This is a genomic window from Nocardiopsis algeriensis (assembly GCF_014203695.1).
GTDB lineage: Bacteria > Actinomycetota > Actinomycetes > Streptosporangiales > Streptosporangiaceae > Nocardiopsis > Nocardiopsis algeriensis.
Map to the genome: position 1 here is coordinate 1 of NZ_JACHJO010000008.1, position 21,089 is coordinate 21,089.

Consider the following 21,089-nt stretch of genomic DNA (forward strand, 5'->3'; position numbering starts at 1 on the left):
TCTGTGTCAGGGGAACGGAAATTCACCCATGGATGCACTTCTCGTCTTTATTGCCGGTTTTCTACTGCTTCCCGATTGCTGAGATCACCTCAGTGCTGACAGCGGTGATTCAGGGGGCGGCCCAGAACCTTCTGGGGCCCGTGCCCGGCACGGTTCTCGCCTTTGACCGGGCACCTCGCGCCGGCCTTTCCGCATCGGCCCTGGGCCGGAAGGTGCCGGGATGACCGCTGAACGCGTGGTGCGGGACAAGGCGGTCTGCTACGTCGTGCGGGACGGGCGGCTGCTGGTGTTCCGGCATGTCGGGTTCTCCTGGGAGGAAGTGGGGATCCAGGTGCCGGCCGGGACGGTGCGGCCCGGAGAGGAGCCCGCGGCGGCCGCGCTGCGGGAGGCTGCCGAGGAGACCGGACTCTCGGGGTTCCGGATGGTGCGCGGGCTCGGGACGGCCGAGTACGACCTCGCGCCCCACAGGCCCGAGGTGCAGCGGCGGCACTTTTTCCACCTGGAGGTGGAGGGACCGGTCCCCGAGCGGTGGCGCAGTGCCGAGGAGCACGACGGTCAGGGGGAGCCGACACTGCTGGAGTGCTTCTGGATCCCGTTGGCGGCGGGGCACGTGCTCCAGGCGGGCCAGGGGGCACTTCTGGGCAGGCTGCTTCCGGGGTAGCAGAGATTTGTCAGGTAGTGTCCGGGTCCGTGAGCCATGTGACCGCTGCTGACGGAACCCGGATCTGGTACGACGTCCTCGGGGAGGGCGACCCCCTGCTGCTGTTCAACGGCCAGTCCCTCGACCACGAGATGTGGGACGGGGTGCGGGAGGCGCTCGCGGAGGAGCACCGCGTGGTGCGGATGGACTTCCGCGGCACCGGCGGCAGCGACGCCCCGCTCGGGAAGCCCTACAGCCTGGAGCTCTTCGTCGACGACGCCCTGTCCGTCCTGGACGGGGCGGGGATCGGGCGCGCGCACGTCTACGGGTTCTCCATGGGCGGCAAGGTCGCCCAGCGGTTTGCCGAACGGGCGCCCGAACGGCTCGGTGCGCTGGTGCTCGGCGCGACCGCTCCGGGCGGCGGGCACGAGGTGGAACGCTCCCGGGAGGCCACGCTGGCGCTGCGGCAGGCGTCGACGCCCGCCGGCCGGGACAAGATCGCCGAGCTCTTCTACTCGCCCGACTGGGCGGCGGCCCATCCCGACACCGTCACACGCATCCTGCCGCGCGGACCGCTGCGGGCGCAGCGGCTCCACTACGACGCGAGCCTTGGGCACGACGGCTGGGACCTCCTGCCGTCGATCGGGGCGCCCGCGCTGGTGGTGCACGGGGAGGACGACGAACTCACCCCCGCGGGCAACGCGGAGCTGCTGGCCGCCCGGATCCCCGGTGCGAAGTTGCTGGTGCTGCCCGGCCTGCGCCACGGCTACCTGCACGAGGGCGGGGCCGAGGCGACGGGCGAGGTGCTCGACTTCCTGGCCGCCCACCCCCTCTGAGCGGTGAGCGGTCTCCTGCTCGCGGCACGGTTCGGCGTCCCACCTGGGCCGCAGGTACACGATCACGGTCAGAGCTGCGGGAACTCCGTGCGCAGGCGGTCCAGCTGACGGCGGTCGCGCTTGGTGGGGCGGCCGGTGCCGCGGTCGCGGCGCAGGACCGGGACGGTCGCCTGGGGCGGCTGCTCGGGGGTGTTGTCCGTGTAGCAGCGCGCCGCGATCGGGGCGCCCACGCGCTTCTCTATGACGTGCCCCACTTCCACGATCCGCGTGGTGCCGTGCAGGCGGACGCGGACCTCGTCGCCGACCTTGACGGTGGAGGCGGGCTTGGCGGGGCGGTCGTTGACGCGCACGTGCCCGCCGCGGCAGGCCTGGGCGGCGTCGGCCCGGGTCTTGGTGAGTCGGACCGCCCACAGCCAGCGGTCGACCCGGGTGCTGTCGGGGCCAGAGGGCAGGGAATCGCTCACGCGGCTGCTTCCTTCCGGAATCGGTTTCGGAAGCCACTCTAGGCCGAGCGCGGTACGAAGCACTTCGAAGTCGCGCTAGAGTTGTTCCTGCAGCGAGGTCCTGTGGAGCAGTTAGGAGTGCTCGCCACCCTGTCAAGGTGGAGGCCGCGGGTTCAAATCCCGTCAGGACCGCAACAAGAGGCCCGGTGTCGATGGACACCGGGCCTCCGTCGTTGCCGAATACGGAGGGAACGTTGGGCTACCGGTACGCCCTCGAACGGCAGGACAACTCGGTGCTGGCGAGCGGGCACGTACTGAGGTCGGCCCCGGGGTTCCCGGGGTTTCCCGTGCGGCTGGCCGACGAGCTCTTCCGGCGGGCGATGGTCCACACCGGGGACGGGAGCGTCCGCCTCTGGGACCCGTGCTGCGGAAGCGGCTATCTCGCCACCGTCCTGGGGCTGCTGCACCGGGACCGGATCTCCTCCGTCCGTGCGAGCGACGCGGACCCCGACGCCGTCCAGCTGGCGGCGCGCAACCTCCGGCTGCTGACGGCGGAGGGCCTGGCCGAGCGCGAGGAGGAGCTGCGCCGCTCGGCGCGGGACTTCGGGCGCCCCTCGTTCGTGGAGCGCGCCGAGGACGCGCGCGCCCTGGCGGAGCGGCTCGCCGCGGCCGGGGGAGACCTGCCGCACGAGGCCGCGGTGGCCGACGTCTTCTCCTCGGAGGAGGTCGGCGCCGACCTGGTGGTGACGGACGTCCCCTACGGCGAGATGACGCACTGGCTGGGCGACGTTCCCGAGAACCCTCTCGCCGCGCTGTTCGCCTCCCTGGGTCGCGTGCTCCCCGCGCACGCCGTGGTGGTGGTGACGGCGCGCACGCGCAGGATCGCCCTGCCCGAGGGGGTGCTCGCCCTGGAGCGGGTGAGGGTCGGCAACCGCGCGGCGGCCCTGGTGCGGGCCCGCGACCTGTAGTCAGTCCGTGTTCCGGAAGGCCCAGAAGGTGTACACACCCGCGACGAGGGCGGCCAGGGCCAGCATCGCGAAGTTCAGTGTGTACTGCCCCGTGGCCTGGTAGATCATGCCCATGAGCAGCGGCGGGAAGTAGCCGCCCAGGCCGCCGGCCGCGCCGACCAGACCCGTGACGGTGCCCACCCGGGAGGGTTCGACGAGCTTGGCGACCAGTGCGAACACGCCGCCGGTGCCCAGGCCGAGGGCGATCGCGGTCAGGACGAAGACCGTGCCGGCCGGGAACTCCGTGGGCAGGCGCGCGGTCAGCGCGATCGCGCACAGGCAGGTGGCGAAGAACGAGATCAGGCACACCCTCACCGGCCCGATCCGGTCGGAGAGGACACCGCCGAGCGGACGGGCGGCGACCGCGGCGAGGGCGAACCCGGCGGTGCGCAGGCCGGCCTCCGCCTGCTCGAAGCCGTAGTCCTGGGCGAGCAGGGTCGGCATGTAGGTGGAGAAGGCCACGAATCCGCCGAAGGCCAGTGCGTACAGCAGCGACGCCTGCCAGGTCGCCTTCATCTTGAGGGCCTCGCGCATGCGCGGCAGCACCGGTTCGGTGCGCGGCCGCCAGCCGGGCGCGTCGCGGCTGAACAGCCACATGACGGCCCCCATCGCGGCCAGTGCGGCGCACATCAGCAGGTGCGTCGTGAGGAGCCCGAGCGAGCCGACCAGGGCCGGGGTGAGGAAGGCCGACAGCGCGGTGCCGCCCATGCCCGCGCCGAACACGCCCGTGGCGAACCCCCGCCGGTTCGGCTCGTGCCAGGCGTTCACGAAGGGGATGCCGATGGCGAAGGTCGTGCCCGCGATCCCGAGGAAGAACCCCCACACCAGCAGCATCGTGTAGGACTGGCCGGAGATCCCCACGAGGAAGACCGGGACGATGCTGATGAGGCAGAGGGCCGTGAACATGGTCCGGCCGCCGTAGCGGTCGGTCAGCATGCCCACCGGGATCCTCCCCAGCGACCCCACGAGGACGGGGAAGGCCACCAGGATCGAGGTCTGGGTGGGGGAGAGGTCCAGGCCCTCCGAATAGGTCCTCGACAGGGGCGCGATCATGTTCCACGCCCAGAACGTCAGGGTGAACGCCGCTGTGGCCAGGGCGAGGTTTCTGCCCGGTGTACCGGAACGGGCGCCCCGCTCCCCGGTCTCCGATTGCATATCGGCTCCTCTCGGGAAAATCTGGCGCAAATATCGACAGGGGCGGCGTGTGGTGTGTGACATCACGCCCCGAGAAGGCATCGTAATGATGGATTGTGCCGGATGGCGTGTTCAGCCAATGAGACGGAGTGTTTCCGTATGGCGAAAAAAGGCGGAGCAAGCGACGCCCTTTTGCGGATAGGAAATTATCTGACCCGCTCCGAACCCGTGGACGGGAGCAGGGCCCAGGTCCGCAAGGGCGGCAGGCAGGGGGATGTGTTCTACCGGGACCGCTGGAGCCACGACAAGATCGTGCGCTCCACCCACGGCGTCAACTGCACCGGCTCCTGTTCGTGGAACGTCTTCGTCAAGGACGGGATCATCACCTGGGAGGCGCAGGCCACCGATTATCCGTCGGTGGGCCCCGACCGCCCCGAGTACGAGCCGCGCGGATGTCCCAGAGGCGCGGCTTTCTCCTGGTATACCTATTCACCGACGCGTGTTCGCTATCCGTACATTCGCGCTGTATTGGCGGAGATGTATCGCGAGGTGAAATCCCGCCTGGGCGATCCGGTGGCCGCCTGGGAGGAGATCACCACCGACCCGGACAAGCGCCGCCGCTACCACCGGGCGCGCGGCAAGGGCGGTCTGGTGCGCACCACGTGGGAGGAGGCCCTGGAGATCGCGGCGGCCGCCCACGTCCTCACCATCAAGAGGTACGGTCCCGACCGGATCGCCGGCTTCTCCCCGATCCCCGCCATGTCGATGGTCTCCCACGGCGCCGGCGCCCGGTTCATCAACCTCCTCGGCGGCTCCATGCTGTCGTTCTACGACTGGTACGCCGATCTCCCCGTCGCCTCACCCCAGGTCTTCGGCGACCAGACCGACGTCCCCGAGTCCGGTGACTGGTGGGACGCCGCCTACCTGGTCCTGTGGGGCTCCAACGTCCCCGTCACGCGCACCCCGGACGCCCACTGGATGACCGAGGCCCGCTACCGGGGCCAGAAGGTCGTCGTGGTCTCGCCCGACTACAGCGACGCCACCAAGTTCGCCGACGAGTGGATGGCCCCCCATCCCGGGACGGACGGCGCCCTGGCCATGGCCATGGGCCACGTGATCCTGCGCGAGCACTTCGTCGAGAAGAGGACCGAGAACTTCGACCGCTACGTCCGCACCTACACCGACCTCCCCTTCCTGGTGCAGATCGACGAGCGGGACGGCCGCATGGTGCCGGGCAAGTTCCTCACCGCCGCCGACACGGGCGAGACGGGCGAGGCCGACCCCGAGTGGAAGCCCCTCTTCTGGCCCGAGGGGGAGAGCGCCCCCGCCGTCCCCAACGGGACCGTGGGCCACCGCTGGAACGAGCAGGACGAGGGCCGCTGGAACCTCGAGCTCGACGGGCGCACGCCCGAGCTCACCTTCTACGAGGAGGGCGGCGAGGCCGTCGAGGTGGCCCTGTCCCGCTTCGACACCCCCACCGGCAGAGGCGGGATCCTCACCCGGGGCGTCCCTGTCCGGCGGGTGGGAGATCGCCTGGTCACCACCGTCTTCGACCTGCTCCTGGCCCAGTACGGCGTCTCCCGCCCCGGACTGCCGGGCGCCTGGCCCGCCGGCTACGAGGACCCCGAACCCTGCACCCCGGCCTGGCAGGCCGAGATGACCGGCGTTCCGGCGGAGAAGGCGATCCGGATCGCCCGCGAGTTCGCCGAGACCGCCGACGTCAGCGGCGGCCGGGCGATGATCATCCTCGGCGCCGGCACCAACCAGTGGTTCCACGGCGAGAACTCCTACCGCGCCTTCCTGTCCCTGCTGCTGCTCACCGGCTGCCAGGGTGTCAACGGCGGCGGCTGGGCCCATTACGTCGGGCAGGAGAAGTGCCGCCCCGTCACCGGCTGGGCGACCTACGCGGCGGCCACGGACTGGAACCGGCCGCCGCGCTTCATGGCGGGCACCTCCTACTGGTACACCCACACCGACCAGTGGCGCTACGACACCTACCGGGCCGACGCCCTGACCTCCCCGCTGGGGCCGGGCAAGGTGAGCGGCAAGCACACCGCCGACCTGATCGCCTCCGCCTCGCGGATGGGGTGGACGCCCTCCTACCCGACCTTCGACCGCAACCCGATCGACCTGGGCCGGGAGGCGGACGAGCAGGGGCAGGACCCGAACGAGTACATCGCCGACCGGCTGGCCGAGGGGTCCCTGCGCTTCGCCGCGGAGGACCCCGACGACCCGGCGAACTGGCCGCGGACCCTCATGCTGTGGCGCTCCAACCTGTTCGGTTCCTCGGCCAAGGGAAACGAGTACTTCCTGCGGCACCTGCTCGGCACCTCCTCCAACCTCCGGGCGGAGCCCGCCGGGCCGCAGGACAGGCCCGAGGAGGTCGAATGGCGGGAGGACATCCCCGAGGGCAAGCTCGACCTGCTGGTGACGATGGACTTCCGGATGACCAGCTCCACGCTGGTCTCCGACATCGTGCTCCCCGCCGCCACCTGGTACGAGAAGTACGACCTCAACACCACGGACATGCACCCCTTCGTGCACTCGTTCAACCCGGCCATCGACCCGCCGTGGGAGGCCCGCACCGACTTCAAGACCTTCCACGACCTGGCCAAGGTCTTCAGCGCCCTGGCCGCCGACCACCTCGGCGAGGTCACCGACCTGGTCGCCACGCCCCATCTGCACGACACCCCGGGGGAGATCGCGCAGCCGCGCGGCATCGCCCGGGACTGGAAGGCCGAGGGCGAGCGCCCCGTCCCGGGCCGCAACATGCCCCAGATCACCACCGTGCGCCGCAACTACTCGGCCGTCGCCCAGAAGATGGCCGCGCTCGGACCGCTCGTCGAGACCAAGGGGCTGCCGGTCAAGGGCGTGTCCTTCACCCCCGACGAGGAGGTGGAGTGGCTGCGCAGGCGCAACGGCGCGGTGCGCGGAGGCGTCGCCGACGGCCGCCCGTCCCTGGACACCGACGTCAAGGCGTGCGAGATGATCCTGGCCCTGTCGGGGACCACCAACGGGCGCCTGGCCGCACAGGGCTTCCACCGCCTGGCCGATCGCACCGGCACCGACATCCGGGAGCTGGCGGCGCACTCCGCCGCGCACCGGGTGGTCTTCACCGACGCCCAGCGGGGTCCCACGCCCGTGGCCACCAGCCCCGAGTGGTCGGGCAAGGAGGAGACCGAACGCCGCTACTCGCCGTTCACCATCAACACCGAGCACGCCAAGCCCTGGCACACCCTCACCGGGCGCCAGCACTTCTACCTCGACCACGACTGGATGCACGAGTTCGGCGAGGCCCTGCCGGTGTACCGGCCCCCGCTGGACATGAACGCCCTGTTCGGCGAACCGCGCCTCGGCTCCAACGGTCAGCGCGAGGTGGTCGTGCGCTACCTGACGCCGCACTCCAAGTGGTCCATCCACTCCGAGTACCAGGACAACCTGCTCATGCAGACCTTGTCCCGGGGCGGCCCCACCATCTGGATGAGCGTCGAGGACGCGAAGGCGATCGAGGCCTCCGACAACGACTGGGTGGAGGCGGTCAACCGCAACGGTGTGGTCGCGGCCCGGCTCATCGTGTCCCACCGGATGCCGCCGGGGACCGTGTTCATGTACCACGTGCAGGAGCGCACCATCAACGTGCCGAAGACCGAGACGACGGGGAAGAGGGGCGGTATCCACAACTCGCTCACCCGGCTGCTGGTCAAACCCACCCACCTCATCGGCGGGTACGCGCAGCTCAGCTACACCTTCAACTACATCGGACCGACCGGGAACCAGCGCGACGAGATCACGGTGGTACGCAAGAGGACGACGGAGGTGCGTTACTGATGGCCACGAGCACACGCCCCGGCGCCGGGCGCGGAAGCTCCGGGGGCAAGCGGCCGATCGGCCGGGTCATGGCACAGGTCGCCATGGTGATGAACCTCGACAAGTGCATCGGGTGCCACACCTGCTCCGTCACCTGCAAGCAGACCTGGACCAACCGCACCGGCGTCGAGTACGTGTGGTTCAACAACGTCGAGACCCGGCCCGGCCAGGGCTATCCCCGCACCTACGAGGACCAGGAGAAGTGGAAGGGCGGCTGGGTCCGCACCTCCAGGGGCAAGCTCGTGCCCCGCGCCGGCGGGCGGCTCAAGAAGCTGGCGACCATCTTCGCCAACCCGGTCATGCCCTCCATCTACGACTACTACGAGCCCTGGACCTACGACTACGAGACGCTGACCAACGCGCCGCTGGGTGACGACTTCCCGGTCTCCTCACCCCGCTCGGCGCTCACCGGCAAGCCGATGGACATCTCCTGGAGCGCCAACTGGGACGACAATCTCGGCGGCGGCCCCGAGCTGGCGCAGCAGGACCCGGTCGTGCGCAAGCTCGAGGACAAGGTGAAGTTCTCCTTCGAGGAGACCTTCATGTTCTACCTGCCGCGCATCTGCGAGCACTGCATCAACCCGTCCTGCGTGGCCTCCTGCCCGAGCGGGGCCCTGTACAAGCGCAGTGAGGACGGCATCGTCCTGGTCGACCAGGACCGCTGCCGGGGCTGGCGCATGTGCGTCACCGGCTGCCCGTACAAGAAGATGTACTTCAACCACAAGACCGGCAAGGCCGAGAAGTGCACCTTCTGCTATCCGCGTGTCGAGGTGGGCCTGCCGACGGTCTGCTCGGAGACGTGTGTGGGGCGGCTGCGCTACCTGGGCGTCATCCTCTACGACGCCGACCGGGTCGGCGAGGCCGCGGCCGTGGAGGACGAGAAGGACCTCTACGAGGCCCAGCTGGACGTGTTCCTCGATCCGAGCGACCCCGACGTGCAAGCCGCCGCCCGCCGCGACGGGATCCCCGACAGGTGGGTCGAGTCGGCCGAGCGCTCGCCCGTCTACGCGCTGGCCAAGAAGTTCCGGGTCGCCCTGCCCCTGCATCCCGAGTACCGCACCATGCCGATGGTCTGGTACGTGCCGCCGCTGTCGCCGGTGGTGGACACCCTCACCACGACCGGGCACGACGGCGAGGACGCCGACAACCTGTTCGGGGCCATCGACACCCTGCGCATCCCCGTGGAGTACCTGGCCGAGCTGTTCACCGCCGGGGACCCCGAGCCCGTACGGCTGGTGCTGCGGCGCCTGGCCGCCATGCGCTCCTACATGCGCCGGATCAACCTGGGGCAGGAGGAGGACGCGTCGATCGCCGAGGCGGTCGGCATGTCGGGCGAGGACGTCTACGACATGTACCGCCTCCTGGCCCTGGCCAAGTACGACGAGCGCTATGTCATCCCCACCGCCTACGGGGTCGACGAGGCCGACAAGGGCGTCATCGAGGAGATCGGGTGCAGCCTCGATTTCGAGGGCGGCCCCGGCATGGGCGGCATGGGGACCCCGGGGGGCGGTGCGCCCTTCGGCGAGGCGTCCGGGCAGCCGGTGCGGGCCACCGTGGAGGACTTCCACACACTGCGCGACAGGCAGACCAGCGACAGCCACACGGACAAGCGCGGACGGATCAACCTCCTCAACTGGGACGGCAACGGCCGCCCCAGCGGGCTCTTCCCTCCCCGGCGGAGGGACCGTGACACCGACAACGGCGGGGACGGCGGAGGCCGGCCCGCGTGAGAGGTCGAGACATGAGCACCACCACCGAGGCACACGGAGAGGGAGAGGAGCGCGGGGCCGCAGGCCCCGCGGAGGGGATCCGCGGCTGGCTCGGCGCGGGCCGTGCGGCCCGGCGGGCGCACCGCACGGCGGTGATCCACCAGGCGGCCTCCGTCCTGCTCACCTATCCCGACGCGGCCTTCTTCGAGCGGCTGCCACTGGTCGCGCGCGCAGTCGCCGAGCTGCCCCGCGGCGAGGTGCGCTCGGCTCTCCTGGAGTTCTGCGAGCACGCCTCCAGCACTCCCGAGATGGAGCTGTGCGAGCACTACGTGGACGTGTTCGACCTGCGTCGGCGCAGGTCGCTGTACATGACCTACTACACCGACGGCGACACCCGGCGCCGCGGCCACGCCCTGTCCGAGATCAAGGGCATCTACCGCGACGCCGGGTGGTCGGTGTCCGCCAACGAGCTGCCCGACCACCTCGCGGTCGTCCTCGAGTTCTCCGCCCGGGGCGACGCGCGCCTCGGCGAGGAGCTCCTGCTGCGGTTCCGGGCGGGCCTCGACCTGCTGGGCGAGGCGCTGACCAAGTACGGGACGCCCTACGCCCTGGTCGTGGGTTCGGTCCGCCAGACCCTGCCGCCGCCGCAGCGCACCGACGTCGAGAAGGTGCACCTGCTGGCCCGGCAGGGACCGCCCGCGGAGGACGTGGGCCTGGAACCGTACAGCCTGAAGGTGCCGCCGGCCGGCGCCGAGCCCGACCCGACGCCTGGAGGCGGTCAGTGAGCGACTACTCCACCATCGACATGCTTCTGTGGGGTGTGGTGCCCTACGTCGTGCTCGCCATCCTGATCAGCGGTCTGATCTGGCGCTGGCGCTACGACCGGTTCGGCTGGACCACCCGCTCCTCCGAGCTGTACGAGTCCCGGCTGCTGCGGATCGGCAGCCCGCTGTTCCACTTCGGCCTGCTGGTGGTCATCGTGGGGCACTTCATCGGCCTGGTCATCCCCGAGTCGTGGACAACCGGGATCGGGATCCCCGACACCGCCTACCACATCACCGCACTGTCCCTCGGCCTGGTGGCGGGGGTCTGCACGCTGGGCGGCATCGCCCTGCTGATCTGGCGCCGGCGCACGACCGGACCGGTGTTCAGCGCCACCACGCGCAACGACAAGCTCATGTACGTGGTGCTGGTGGGCGCCATCGTCACGGGCCTGGGCATGACCGCCTACTTCGCGGGGGTCGAGGTCACCGGCGGGCACACCCAGGACTACCGGTTCACCGTGTCCCCGTGGTTCCGGTCGATCTGGATCCTGCAACCGGACATCGCGGCGATGTCGCAGGCCCACGCCGCCTACCAGCTGCATGCCCTGGTGGGCATGGCGCTCTTCGCGCTGTTCCCGTTCACCCGCCTGATCCACGCGTTCACCGCGCCGGTCGGGTACCTGTTCCGTCCCTACGTCGTCTACCGGGACCGGGACAGGTACTCGCCGGGTGCGGGTCAGGCCGAGCGGGCCGCACGCCGCGGCTGGTGACCCACCGCTCCTCCGCCGCCCCGGCTCCGCACAGGACCGGGGCGGCAGGTGTGGGCAGGTGTGGGCAGGGGCTGCGGGGGGAGGGTGGCATTCTGGGAGGAGCGTGCGATGTGCGCGTGAGAGCGAGGGAGTGCCATGGAGCTGTCAGTCGTCGACGTGCCGGACCGTTCGAGGTACGAGGTGAGCGCCGGCGGGGAGGTGGTCGGGTTCTCCGCCTACCACCAGATCGAGGACGGCGTGCTCGCACTGCCGCACGTCGAGGTGGACCGCGCCGTCGAGGGCCGGGGTGTGGCCAGCACGCTCATGCGGGAATCGCTCGACGACATCCGCCGCCGGGGTCTGAAGGTGGTGCCCATCTGCCCCTTCGCCAAGGAGTTCGTCAAGCGCAACCCCGAGTACGCCGACCTGGTGCAGTAGCGGGGGCCGGGTCTCGGTGAGACCTCGCGCCGGGCAGGAAACGGGCAAACAGAGTTTTTGTCACGTTATGCGGAAGATGTACCGCCTGTGGTGAGGGCCCGGGATCAGCGGGTATGAGGGGCCGGTCATTCCCCACACGTAAGGAGAGACCCCTCCCGTGTTGTCTCCAGACACGGCACCGGCGTACCACGCGGGTGTCACCGAGGCCATCGGCACGTTCAACAACGACTACCTGTGGGCCTGGGTCCTCATCCCCCTGCTGATCGCGGTCAGCCTCTACTTCACCATCGCCTCGGGCTTCGTGCAGTTCAGGATGATCCCGGCGATGTTCGGGGTGATCACCGACAAGGCGGAGACGGCGCCCGACGGAAAGAAGGCCGTCTCCTCCCTCCAGGCGTTCATGATCTCGGCCGCGGCCCGGATCGGTACCGGCAACATCATCGGCGTGTCCATCGCCATCGCCCTGGGCGGACCCGGCGCCGTCTTCTGGATGTGGGCGATGGCGCTGCTCGTCGGCTCCGCCAGCTTCGTCGAGTCCACGCTCGCGCAGCTGTACAAGGTGCGCGCCAGCTCCGGCTACCGCGGCGGGCCCGCCTACTACATGGAGCGCGGACTCGGGAAGCGCTGGGTCGGCGTGCTCTTCGCGGTCGTCCTCATCCTCACCTTCCCCATGGTGTTCAACGCCGTGCAGAGCAACACCATCTCCGGGGCCGTGGCCAACTCGGCCGAGACCGCCGGGCTCGGTTCGGGCCTGTGGCTGTCCCTCCTCGTCGGCGCCGCGGTGGTCGTGGCCACGGCACTGGTGATCTTCGGCGGTGTCCGCCGCATCGCGCAGACCGCCCAGGCGCTCATCCCCTTCTTCGCCGCGCTGTACATCCTCATGGGCCTGGCGATCGCGGTGATGAACTTCGAGCGGATCCCCGAGGTGTTCGCCCTGATCCTCGGGCACGCCTTCGGGATCCGGGAGTTCGCCGCGGCCGGTCTGGGCACCGTCATCGTCCAGGGCGTGCGCCGGGGCATGTTCTCCAACGAGGCCGGACTCGGCTCGGCCCCGAACGCGGCCGCCACCGCCTCGGTCTCCCACCCGGTCAAGCAGGGGCTCGTGCAGACCATGGGCGTCTTCTTCGACACCTTCGTCGTGTGCTCGGTGACGGCGTTCATCGTTCTCCTCGGCACGACGGAACCCGTGGGCGGAGAGCTCCAGGGCGACCTGGCCCAGCATGCCGTGATGGAGTCGCTCGGTCCGTGGTCGCTGCACCTGATGACGCTCATCATCCTGCTCGTCGCGTTCACCTCGGTGCTGGGCAACTACTACTACGGCGAGGCGAACATCCAGTACCTGTCCTCGCGCAAGAACGTGCTTCTCGGCTACAAGACCGTGTTCCTGGTGGCGACCTTCCTCGGCGCGCTGGGCTCCATCGACCTGGTCTGGACCCTGGCGGACACGACGATGGGCCTGATGGCCCTGGTCAACCTGCTGGCGATCACGCCGCTGGCCGGAGTGGCCTTCCGCCTGCTCAAGGACTACAACGAGCAGCGCAGCCAAGGGCTGGAGCCCGTGTTCACCCGGGACCGGATGCCCGAACTGACCGGAGTCGAGTGCTGGGAGCCGGACAACAAGGCCGAACAGGAGAAGACCGTGCACTAGGCGCGAACAAGTCACTTCTGTGCATCTGTGTTCTTTCGGTCACGGCGAATAATCGCTAGTGTGCTGGATCACAGTTGTGCGGCCAGTGTGCGCCTCGCGAGGGAGCCCCATGTCCATCGTGTCCATCGAACCCGCGACCCCCGACCGGTGGGACGACCTGGAGAACCTGTTCGGTCCGACCGGAGCCTACGGCCACTGCTGGTGCACGTTCTTCCGCCGGCGGGCCAAGGACCACACCGAGAGCACCACCTGCGACCGCTCTCGGCGAGGCCTGGACAACAAGGAGGAGCTGCGGCGCCTCACCCACGACGGGAAGGTGCCGGGCCTGCTCGCCTACGACGAGAACGGGCCCTGCGGATGGGTGTCGGTCGCGCCGCGCGAGGACTTCGTCCGCCTCGCCCGCTCCCGGACCCTGCGTCCCGCCGACCCGAGGGAGCCGGGGGTGTGGGCCCTGGTGTGCTTCTGGCTTCCGCCGCGCCGGCGCCGCCGGGGCCTGGGCAGCCGCCTGCTGGACGGCGCGATCGACTACGCGCGCTCGCAGGGTGCGCGCGTGCTGGAGGCCTACCCGGTGGACACGATGGGCGGACGGGCGCCGAGCTCCGAGGTCTATCCCGGCACCGTGGAGATGTTCCGGAGGGCGGGTTTCACGCTGGCGGGCCACCACACGAGTGAGCGGCTGGTGGCCCGGCTGGAGCTGAAGACGGACTGATCCGCCGCCCCGGCATCCCCGCCGGGCGCATGCCGTTCCCGCGGCCCCGGGTGCTCCCAGAGCCCCGGGGCCGCGGTCGTGTGTGGCGGGCGACACGTTGCCTCCGCGGGGATACTCTGGTGATGGAATACCCCAGGGGGGTATGGTTGTTGTTGTCCAACAGCTGCACATCACGGCACAGGAGGCCACATGAGCGCCACAAGCACTGCTGTCTACACCGTCGAGGGCATGAGCTGCGGCCACTGCGTCAACTCCGTCACCGAGGAGGTCACCGGTGTCGCCGGCGTCACCGGTGTCGAGGTGGACCTCGAGGGCAAGAAGGTGACCGTCACCGCCGAGGGTCCGGTCGACGACGCCGCGGTGCGCGCCGCCATCGACGAGGCCGGGTACGAGGTGCGCGGCTGACATGGGAGTGACCGCGAAGCTGGGGCTGTACGCCCTCGGGCTCGTGGTCGTCTTCGTCGCGATGTTCGGGGTCGGCTCGGTGGTCGGCCCCGTCCTCCCGGAGGAGGGCGCCCCCGACCGCGTCGAGGAGACCACGGGCGAAGAGCAGCACCGGGGTGAAGGGCACGGAGCACCATGAGCAGTTCGGTGGAACTCGCCATCGGCGGCATGACCTGTGCCGCCTGCGCGAACAGGGTGGAGAAGCGCCTCAACAAGATGGACGGCGTCACCGCCACCGTCAACTTCGCGACCGAGAAGGCCCGCGTCTCCTTCGACGGCCCTCCTGTGCCGGTGGAGGACCTCGTCGCCCAGGTCGAGAAGGCCGGGTACACCGCCGCCGTCCCCCGGACCGAACGCGAGCCCGCCGCGGAGCCCGACGACCCCTCGCGCCCCCTGCGCGACCGCGCCGTCGTCTCCCTGCTCCTGTCCGTGCCCGTCATCGCCATGGCGATGGTTCCCGCGCTCCAGTTCACCCACTGGCAGTGGGCCTCGCTGACGCTGGCCGCGCCGGTCGTGGTCTGGGGCGCCCTGCCCTTCCACGTCGCCGCCTGGAAGAACCTGCGCCTGGGTACCGCCACCATGGACACGCTGGTCTCCCTCGGCGTGGGCGCCGCCTTCCTGTGGTCCCTCTACGCCCTCTTCCTCGGCACCGCCGGCGAACCCGGGATGACCCACGCCTTCGAGTTCACCGTCGCCCGCACCGACGGATCCGCCGACATCTACCTGGAGACCGCGGCGGGCGTCACCTCCTTCATCCTCCTCGGCAAGTACTTCGAGGCCCGCGCCAAGAGGAGGGCCGGTACGGCCCTGCGCGCCCTCATGGAACTGGGCGCCAAGGAGGTCGCGGTCCTGCGGGGCGGGCGCGAGACCATGGTCCCCGTCGAGCAGCTGGTCGTCGGGGACCGGTTCGTGGTGCGGCCGGGGGAGAAGGTCGCCACCGACGGCGAGGTCGAGAGCGGCACCTCCGCCGTCGACATGAGCATGCTGACCGGTGAGTCGGTCCCGGCAGAGGTCGGCCCCGGTGACGCCGTGGTGGGCGCCACCGTCAACGCGGGCGGCCGGCTCGTCGTGCGGGCCACCCGGGTCGGCTCCGACACCCAGCTCGCCCAGATGGCACGCCTGGTCGAGGAGGCCCAGAACGGCAAGGCCGAGGTCCAGCGCCTGGCCGACCGCGTGTCGGGCGTCTTCGTCCCCGCCGCCATCCTGGTCGCCGCGGGCACGCTCGGCTTCTGGCTGGGCACCGGAGGCCCCACCTCGGCCGCCTTCAGCGCCGCTGTCGCCGTCCTCATCATCGCCTGCCCCTGCGCCCTGGGCCTGGCCACGCCGATGGCCCTCATGGTGGGCACCGGCCGGGGCGCCCAGCTCGGCATCCTCATCAAGGGCCCGGAGGTCCTGGAGAACACCCGGCGCGTCGACACCGTGGTGCTCGACAAGACCGGGACCGTCACCACGGGCCGGATGGCGCTGGTGCGGACCGTCGCCGCCGACGGGGAGGACGAGACCGAGGTCCTGCGGCTGGCCGGGGCCCTGGAGTCCTCCTCCGAGCACCCCGTCGCCCGCGCGATCGCGGCCGGGGCCCGCGAGCAGGGCGCCCTGCCCGAGCCCGAGGACTTCGCCAACACGGCGGGCCTCGGCGTCCGGGGCACCGTGGCGGGCCGTACCGTCCTCGTCGGGCGTCCCGCGCTCCTGGAGGAAGCGGGGCAGCACCTCCCCGAGGAGCTCTCCACCGCGATGAAGGAGGCCCACGGCGAGGGCCGCACCGCCGTGGCCGTCGGTTGGGACGGCCGGGCCCGCGGTGTGCTGGTCGTCTCCGACACCGTCAAGCCCACCAGTGCCGAGGCGGTCCGGGCCTTCCGCGACCTGGGTCTCACACCCGTCCTGCTGACCGGTGACAACGAGAGCGCCGCCCGCGCCGTCGCCGACGAGGTGGGGATCGAGCGGGTGGTGGCCGAGGTGCTGCCCCGGGACAAGGTCGACGAGGTCAGGCGCCTCCAGGCCGAGGGCCGCACCGTGGCGATGGTCGGGGACGGGGTCAACGACGCCGCAGCCCTGGCCCAGGCCGACCTGGGCCTGTCCATGGGCACCGGTACCGACGCGGCGATCGAGGCCGGTGACCTCACCCTGGTCCGCGGGGACCTGCGTGCGGCCGCCGACGCGGTCCGGCTGTCACGGCGCACCCTGGCCACGATCAAGGGAAACCTCTTCTGGGCCTTCGCCTACAACACGGCGGCCATCCCGCTGGCCGCGGCGGGGCTGCTCAACCCGATGCTCGCCGGGGCCGCGATGGCGGTGTCGAGCGTGTTCGTGGTGACCAACAGCCAGCGGCTGCGCACCTTCGGCAGATGATGCCCGGTCGCGCCGGAAGAGTAGCGCTCCGCGCGTTTCGGGCACCTGTGTCCGAGATGTGCGGAGCGCTATCCTTGTGAGGCGTCTCATACCCCTGAGGCGTGTGTGCCGACCGTATCCCCGCTCTGCGACGGTGCCTTCCGTGTCTCCCCCGCACTACCGAGGTCGCCTGTGTCTCCCCGATGCCCCCACGCGGCGCTGCAGCACGCCGAGCCCCACCCCGCCCCCTACTCCGTGTACGAGCAGATGCGTGCGGAGCACGGCCCGATCATCCCCGTCGAACTGGGGGAGGGAGTGTACGGCTGGCTGGTCACCGACTACGAGACGATCGTCTCGTGGTCGCGCGACACCACCCTCTTCACACGCGACTCCCGTATGTGGAAGGACCTGAGAGAGGGCCGCATCCCCGCCGCCTCCCCCCTCATGGCCATGATGGCCCCGGGCCGGAGCATCGGAACCACCGACGGGAGCGAGCACCAGCGCCTCCGGGGCGCTGTCGTCGACTCCCTGAGGACCCTCTCCGAGCCCCGCATCGTCCAGAGCACCCGGGACGTCGCCGACCGGCTCGTCGACTCCTTCTGCGAGAGCGGGGAGGCCGACCTCCTCAACGACTACGGCCGCGTCCTCCCCCTGTTCGTCATGGCCGACCTGTGCGGTTTCTCCGAGGAGCAGGCCACCGGATACGCCGTCGCCTCCCGCTCCGCGATGCTCGGGATCGAGCCCGCGGAGTCCGTGGAGACGATCCGGCGCATCCTCTCCGAGATCCTCCGCGACAGGAGGGAGAACCCCGGCGACGACCTCGTCAGCCGCCTGGTCCACCACCCGGCCGGGCTCACCGAGGAGGAGGCGTTCCACCAGCTCCGCCGCGTCATGGGAGCCGCCAACGAACCGGTGGCGGCCCTCGTCGACGGGGCGCTGCGGATGATCCTCGGCAACCCGCACCTGGCCGCGAGGGTGCGCGACTCCCTCAGCACCCTGGAGGACGTGGTCGACCAGGTGCTCTGGAAGGACCCGCCGATCTCCCACTTCCCCGTGCTCTACCCCCGCGCGGACGTCCCCGTCGGAGGCGGCCGCGTGATCAGGGCGGGGGAACCGGTCCTGGTCGCCGCGGCCGCGGCCAACCACTTCTACGCGCGCGAGAACGCCCGGGAGATGGCCGAGACGGCCAACCGCGCCCACATGGCGTGGGGCATCGGCCCGCACCGCTGCCCCGCCCAGCGCGAGGCCGTCGCCATGGGGACCGAGGCCCTGCGCGTCCTCCTGGGGCGCCTGCCCGGCCTGCGCACGGCCGTGCCCCAGGAGGAGCTGCGCTGGCGGCTGGCGGTCCACTTCTGGTCCCCGATCCGGCTGCCCGCCGCCTTTCCGTCCCAGAAGCCGGTGAACACTCCGGTGGAGGGCTGGGAGGCCGTGGAGGAGGAAGTGGCGGCAGGGAAGAGACCGGCCCCGCTGTTCTCGTTCCTGCGCTTCTGGAGGAGGTAGGACCGGACGGCCTTTCGGGGGAATCGGCACATGCCAAGATGGTTTGCGGGGGTGTGTCACCTTGAGGAGACACGTGTCGCACCCTGCGGAAGAGGGCATGGAGTGTCCCGGACTCCTAGACTGCTCTCCGATCCCCTCCGCCTCCCATGCCCTTCCCCGTAGAGGACCGCGCGCACATGAACAGTTCGGAAGCCGACTCCGGTCGTGTCCTGGCCCATCGGTACCGCCTGGACGAGGTCATCGGAGCGGGCGGTATGGGGCGCGTCTGGAAGGGCGTCGACACCCTCCTGGACCGGCAGGTGGCGGTCAAGGAGCTGACCACCCCGCCGAACCTTCCCGCGCACGAGGTCGAGGTCCTGCGCACCCGCATGCTCCGTGAGGCGCGCAGCGCGGCGCAGCTCAGCCACCCCTCCATCATCACCGTGTTCGACGTCGCGGAGGAGGACGGCCTTCCCTGGATCGTCATGGAGCTCGTGCGGGGGCGGTCCCTCGGCGACATCATCCGCGACGAGGGCGTCCTCCCCGTGGACCGGGTCGCCGACATCGGGGAGCAGATGGCCGCCGGTCTGGCCGAGGCGCACGGGAACGGGATCGTGCACCGCGACGTCAAGCCCGGCAACGTGCTGATCGCGGGCAACGACCGCGCGGTCCTCACCGATTTCGGTATCGCCCTCCTGGACGGCGCCACCCACCTGACCAGCACCGGGCTGCTCATCGGCTCGCCCAGCTACCTGGCACCGGAGATCGCACACGGGCACTCGGCGACCCCCGCCTCGGACGTGTGGTCGCTCGGCATCACCCTCTACCAGGCGCTGGAGGGCACGCTCCCGTTCGACCGGCCCACCCCCGTGGCCACGCTCACCGCGATCGTCACCCAGGATCTGCCCGCCCCGGTCAATGCGGGCCCGCTCGCCCCGCTGCTGCGGGACCTGTGCCGCAAGGAGCCCGAGGATCGGCCCGGCATCGTCGAGGTGCGCGCCAGGCTCCGGGAGATCCGCGAGGCCGCGTCCGCCGCCGTGCCGACCGCCACCGCCGCGGGGAAGAAGACCGCGGTGGTGCCCGCCGAGCCTGCCGCGCCCGTCGAGCCCGCCGCGCCCGCCGAGCCGGCCGCGGCGCCCGCTCCCGCCGCCGGCAGGGAGAGGACCGGAGGCAGGCTCCGCACCGTCCTCGTGGTCGCGGTCGGCCTCGTCGTCCTCGCGGCGGCGGGGATCACGAGCGCCCTGACGGCCATGAACCGCGGCGGCGAACCCGACACCGGCCTGGTCGCCGAACAGCAGGCGGGCGCCTCCTCCGAGGAAGGGGCCGCTTCTCCCGAGGAGGACGCCTCCCCCGGCGGGGCCTCCCCGGAGGATGCCCGGGAAGAGGCGTCCGAGGAGCAGGAGAGCGAGGAGGACGACCGCTGGGACTTCCTGACCGTCCACACGGACTCCTCCGGCTTCACCGTGGAGCACCCCGAGGACTGGACCTACGAGCGTGACGGCCACATGGTTTACTTCCGCAACCCCGACGGCGGCTACCTGCTGGTGGACCAGACCGACACCCCCGGACCGGACGCGGCGCAGGACTGGCGCAATCTCGCCCCTGCCGCCTCGGAGAACTTCCCCGGCTACACCCTGACGGAGATCCGGGAGATCGAAGGGGGCTGGGCCGACGCCTACCTCACCGCCGCCGACTGGGAGTTCACCTACGACGGCCGAGGCGGGCGGATGCACGCCGTCAACCGGGGCTTCCACACCGAGCAGAAGGGGTACGCGCTGTTCCTCGTGGCCTCTGCCGACGACACCGCGGCCAATCTGGAGCTGCTCGATCGCCTCTCGGAGACCTTCGTCCCCGCAGCGTGAGACCAGGCCCGCCCGGAGCGCCGGACCCGCTCAGAACACCGAGAGGTGCGTGATGTCGGTGAAGGCCTCCAGGGCCAGCGCCCCCGCCACCGAGTTGCCCCGGGGGTCCAGGCCGGGGCCCCACACGGCCAGCGAGTAGCGGGCCGGGACCACGGCCAGGATTCCGCCGCCCACCCCGCTCTTGCAGGGCAGGCCGATCCGGAAGGCGAACTCGCCCGCGGCGTCGTAGGTGCCGCAGGTGAGCATGACCGCCATGATGCGCCGGGCCGCCTCCCTGCTGAACATCCTGCTGCCGTCCGCGCGCACCCCGTGCCGGGCCAGCAGCAGCCCGATCCGCGCCAGCTCCACGGTGGTGACGGTGATCGCGCACTGCCGGAAGTAGTGGTCCAGAACCTCGGACACGGGGTTGCGTATGTTTCCGAAGTCGGACATCAGATAGGCCAGGGAGCGGTTGCGGTCGCCCGTCAGGTACTCGGAGTGCGCGGTCACCTCGTCCACCTGCAGGTGCGGGTTCCCGCTCTCCCGGCTCAGCAGGTCGCACAGCGTTCCCACCGCGTCCCCGGTGTCGCTGAGCAGCTGGTCGGTGACCACGAGCGCACCCGGGTTGATCAGCGGGTTGCGCGGGATGCCCCGCTCGAACTCCAGCTGGTAGAGCGAGTTGAACGGACTCCCGGAGGGTTCCCGGTGCACCCGCTGCCAGATGTCGTCGCTCCCGCTCACCACCAGGGCCAGCGTGAACAGCTTGGTGATGCTCTGCAGGGAGAAGGGGATGTCGACGTCGCCGGCGGAGTGGATGTCGCCGTCGACTGTGGCCAGGGCGAAGCCGAACCGGTGCGGGTCCACCTTGCCCAGCTCGGGGATGTAGTCGGCGACGTGCCCCTTGCCGATGTGCGGGCGGACCCGCTCCATGACGGCGTCCAGGATGTTCTCGTGGTACTCCTCCTGACTCACACGCCCCCCTCGTTCCGTGGGAAGTAGCCCGGTGCCCACTGTAGGGAGCGGCGGACCGGATACCGCGAGCCGCGCGTGCGGCGT

General features: G+C 70.7%; 19 protein-coding genes and 1 tRNA gene. 17 read left to right on the forward strand and 3 right to left on the reverse strand.

The window, feature by feature from the left end; genetic code table 11:
* From FHS13_RS21170 to FHS13_RS13535, 3 genes are all read left to right on the forward strand, one after another.
* On the forward strand, positions 1–224 hold a 224-nt coding region (locus FHS13_RS21170), incomplete at its 5' end, for a hypothetical protein (protein ID WP_221442933.1).
* On the forward strand, positions 221–661 hold the full coding sequence (locus FHS13_RS13530; RefSeq protein ID WP_184292169.1) for an NUDIX hydrolase: 441 nt from the start codon (positions 221–223) through the stop codon (positions 659–661). The genes FHS13_RS21170 and FHS13_RS13530, both read left to right, overlap by 4 nt.
* A 29-nt stretch (positions 662–690) precedes the next feature.
* Positions 691–1,476 carry an alpha/beta fold hydrolase gene (locus FHS13_RS13535; RefSeq protein ID WP_343065024.1) on the forward strand — a complete coding sequence of 262 codons (786 nt, stop codon included), beginning with the start codon at positions 691–693 and terminating at the stop codon, positions 1,474–1,476.
* 68 nt (positions 1,477–1,544) lie between these two features.
* Here the strand turns inward: FHS13_RS13535 and FHS13_RS13540 are convergent, their stop codons facing one another.
* The gene (locus tag FHS13_RS13540) at positions 1,545–1,940 is read right to left on the reverse strand and encodes a S4 domain-containing protein (protein ID WP_184292173.1); all 396 of its coding nucleotides are present in this window, start codon (positions 1,938–1,940) and stop codon (positions 1,545–1,547) included.
* 96 nt (positions 1,941–2,036) lie between these two features.
* Here FHS13_RS13540 and FHS13_RS13545 point away from each other — a divergent pair.
* Together FHS13_RS13545 and FHS13_RS13550 are read left to right on the forward strand one after the other, a co-directional pair.
* Positions 2,037–2,111 (forward strand) — tRNA-Asp (locus tag FHS13_RS13545).
* 62 nt (positions 2,112–2,173) lie between these two features.
* Positions 2,174–2,887, forward strand: coding sequence for an rRNA methyltransferase (locus FHS13_RS13550; protein WP_184292175.1), 714 nt, complete (start codon positions 2,174–2,176; stop codon positions 2,885–2,887).
* Here FHS13_RS13550 and FHS13_RS13555 read toward each other — a convergent pair whose 3' ends face one another.
* Positions 2,888–4,081 carry an MFS transporter gene (locus tag FHS13_RS13555; protein WP_184292177.1) on the reverse strand — a complete coding sequence of 398 codons (1,194 nt, stop codon included), beginning with the start codon at positions 4,079–4,081 and terminating at the stop codon, positions 2,888–2,890.
* A 138-nt stretch (positions 4,082–4,219) separates the two neighbouring features.
* On the opposite strand from FHS13_RS13555, the gene FHS13_RS13560 reads away from it, so the two are divergent.
* From FHS13_RS13560 to FHS13_RS13615, 12 genes are all read left to right on the forward strand, one after another.
* Positions 4,220–7,888: a nitrate reductase subunit alpha gene (locus tag FHS13_RS13560; RefSeq protein ID WP_184292179.1), complete on the forward strand. Its 3,669-nt coding sequence runs from the start codon at positions 4,220–4,222 to the stop codon at positions 7,886–7,888.
* Positions 7,888–9,657 carry a nitrate reductase subunit beta gene (gene narH / locus FHS13_RS13565; RefSeq protein ID WP_246405290.1) on the forward strand — a complete coding sequence of 590 codons (1,770 nt, stop codon included), beginning with the start codon at positions 7,888–7,890 and terminating at the stop codon, positions 9,655–9,657. Before FHS13_RS13560 ends, narH begins: the two co-directional genes overlap by 1 nt.
* Positions 9,658–9,668: 11 nt before the next feature.
* The gene (gene narJ / locus FHS13_RS13570) at positions 9,669–10,421 is read left to right on the forward strand and encodes a nitrate reductase molybdenum cofactor assembly chaperone (protein ID WP_184292180.1); all 753 of its coding nucleotides are present in this window, start codon (positions 9,669–9,671) and stop codon (positions 10,419–10,421) included.
* 20 nt (positions 10,422–10,441) lie between these two features.
* A complete protein-coding gene (gene narI / locus FHS13_RS13575; RefSeq protein WP_221442951.1) occupies positions 10,442–11,170 on the forward strand; it encodes a respiratory nitrate reductase subunit gamma in 729 nt (242 codons plus the stop codon).
* A gap of 135 nt (positions 11,171–11,305) precedes the next feature.
* The gene (locus FHS13_RS13580; protein WP_184292184.1) at positions 11,306–11,587 is read left to right on the forward strand and encodes a GNAT family N-acetyltransferase; all 282 of its coding nucleotides are present in this window, start codon (positions 11,306–11,308) and stop codon (positions 11,585–11,587) included.
* 157 nt (positions 11,588–11,744) lie between these two features.
* Positions 11,745–13,235 carry an amino acid carrier protein gene (locus FHS13_RS13585; protein WP_184292186.1) on the forward strand — a complete coding sequence of 497 codons (1,491 nt, stop codon included), beginning with the start codon at positions 11,745–11,747 and terminating at the stop codon, positions 13,233–13,235.
* A 109-nt stretch (positions 13,236–13,344) separates the two neighbouring features.
* Positions 13,345–13,944 (forward strand): GNAT family N-acetyltransferase, encoded by a 600-nt coding sequence (locus tag FHS13_RS13590; RefSeq protein ID WP_184292188.1) that lies wholly within the window; start codon positions 13,345–13,347, stop codon positions 13,942–13,944.
* Positions 13,945–14,133: 189 nt separating this feature from the next.
* Positions 14,134–14,349 (forward strand): heavy-metal-associated domain-containing protein, encoded by a 216-nt coding sequence (locus FHS13_RS13595; protein ID WP_184292190.1) that lies wholly within the window; start codon positions 14,134–14,136, stop codon positions 14,347–14,349.
* Position 14,350: 1 nt separating this feature from the next.
* Positions 14,351–14,527 carry a hypothetical protein gene (locus tag FHS13_RS13600; protein ID WP_184292192.1) on the forward strand — a complete coding sequence of 59 codons (177 nt, stop codon included), beginning with the start codon at positions 14,351–14,353 and terminating at the stop codon, positions 14,525–14,527.
* Complete coding sequence (locus FHS13_RS13605; protein WP_246405291.1) at positions 14,524–16,734, forward strand: heavy metal translocating P-type ATPase; 2,211 nt, start codon at positions 14,524–14,526, stop codon at positions 16,732–16,734. The genes FHS13_RS13600 and FHS13_RS13605 overlap by 4 nt, the downstream gene beginning before the upstream one ends.
* 171 nt (positions 16,735–16,905) lie before the next feature.
* Complete coding sequence (locus FHS13_RS13610) at positions 16,906–18,213, forward strand: cytochrome P450 (protein ID WP_184292194.1); 1,308 nt, start codon at positions 16,906–16,908, stop codon at positions 18,211–18,213.
* Between the two features lie 176 nt (positions 18,214–18,389).
* Positions 18,390–20,054, forward strand: a complete 1,665-nt coding sequence (locus FHS13_RS13615) for a serine/threonine-protein kinase (RefSeq protein ID WP_184292196.1) — start codon at positions 18,390–18,392, stop codon at positions 20,052–20,054.
* 30 nt (positions 20,055–20,084) lie between these two features.
* On the opposite strand, the gene FHS13_RS13620 is transcribed toward FHS13_RS13615, so the two are convergent.
* Positions 20,085–21,005: a glutaminase gene (locus tag FHS13_RS13620; protein ID WP_343065025.1), complete on the reverse strand. Its 921-nt coding sequence runs from the start codon at positions 21,003–21,005 to the stop codon at positions 20,085–20,087.
* Positions 21,006–21,089 lie beyond the last annotated feature (84 nt).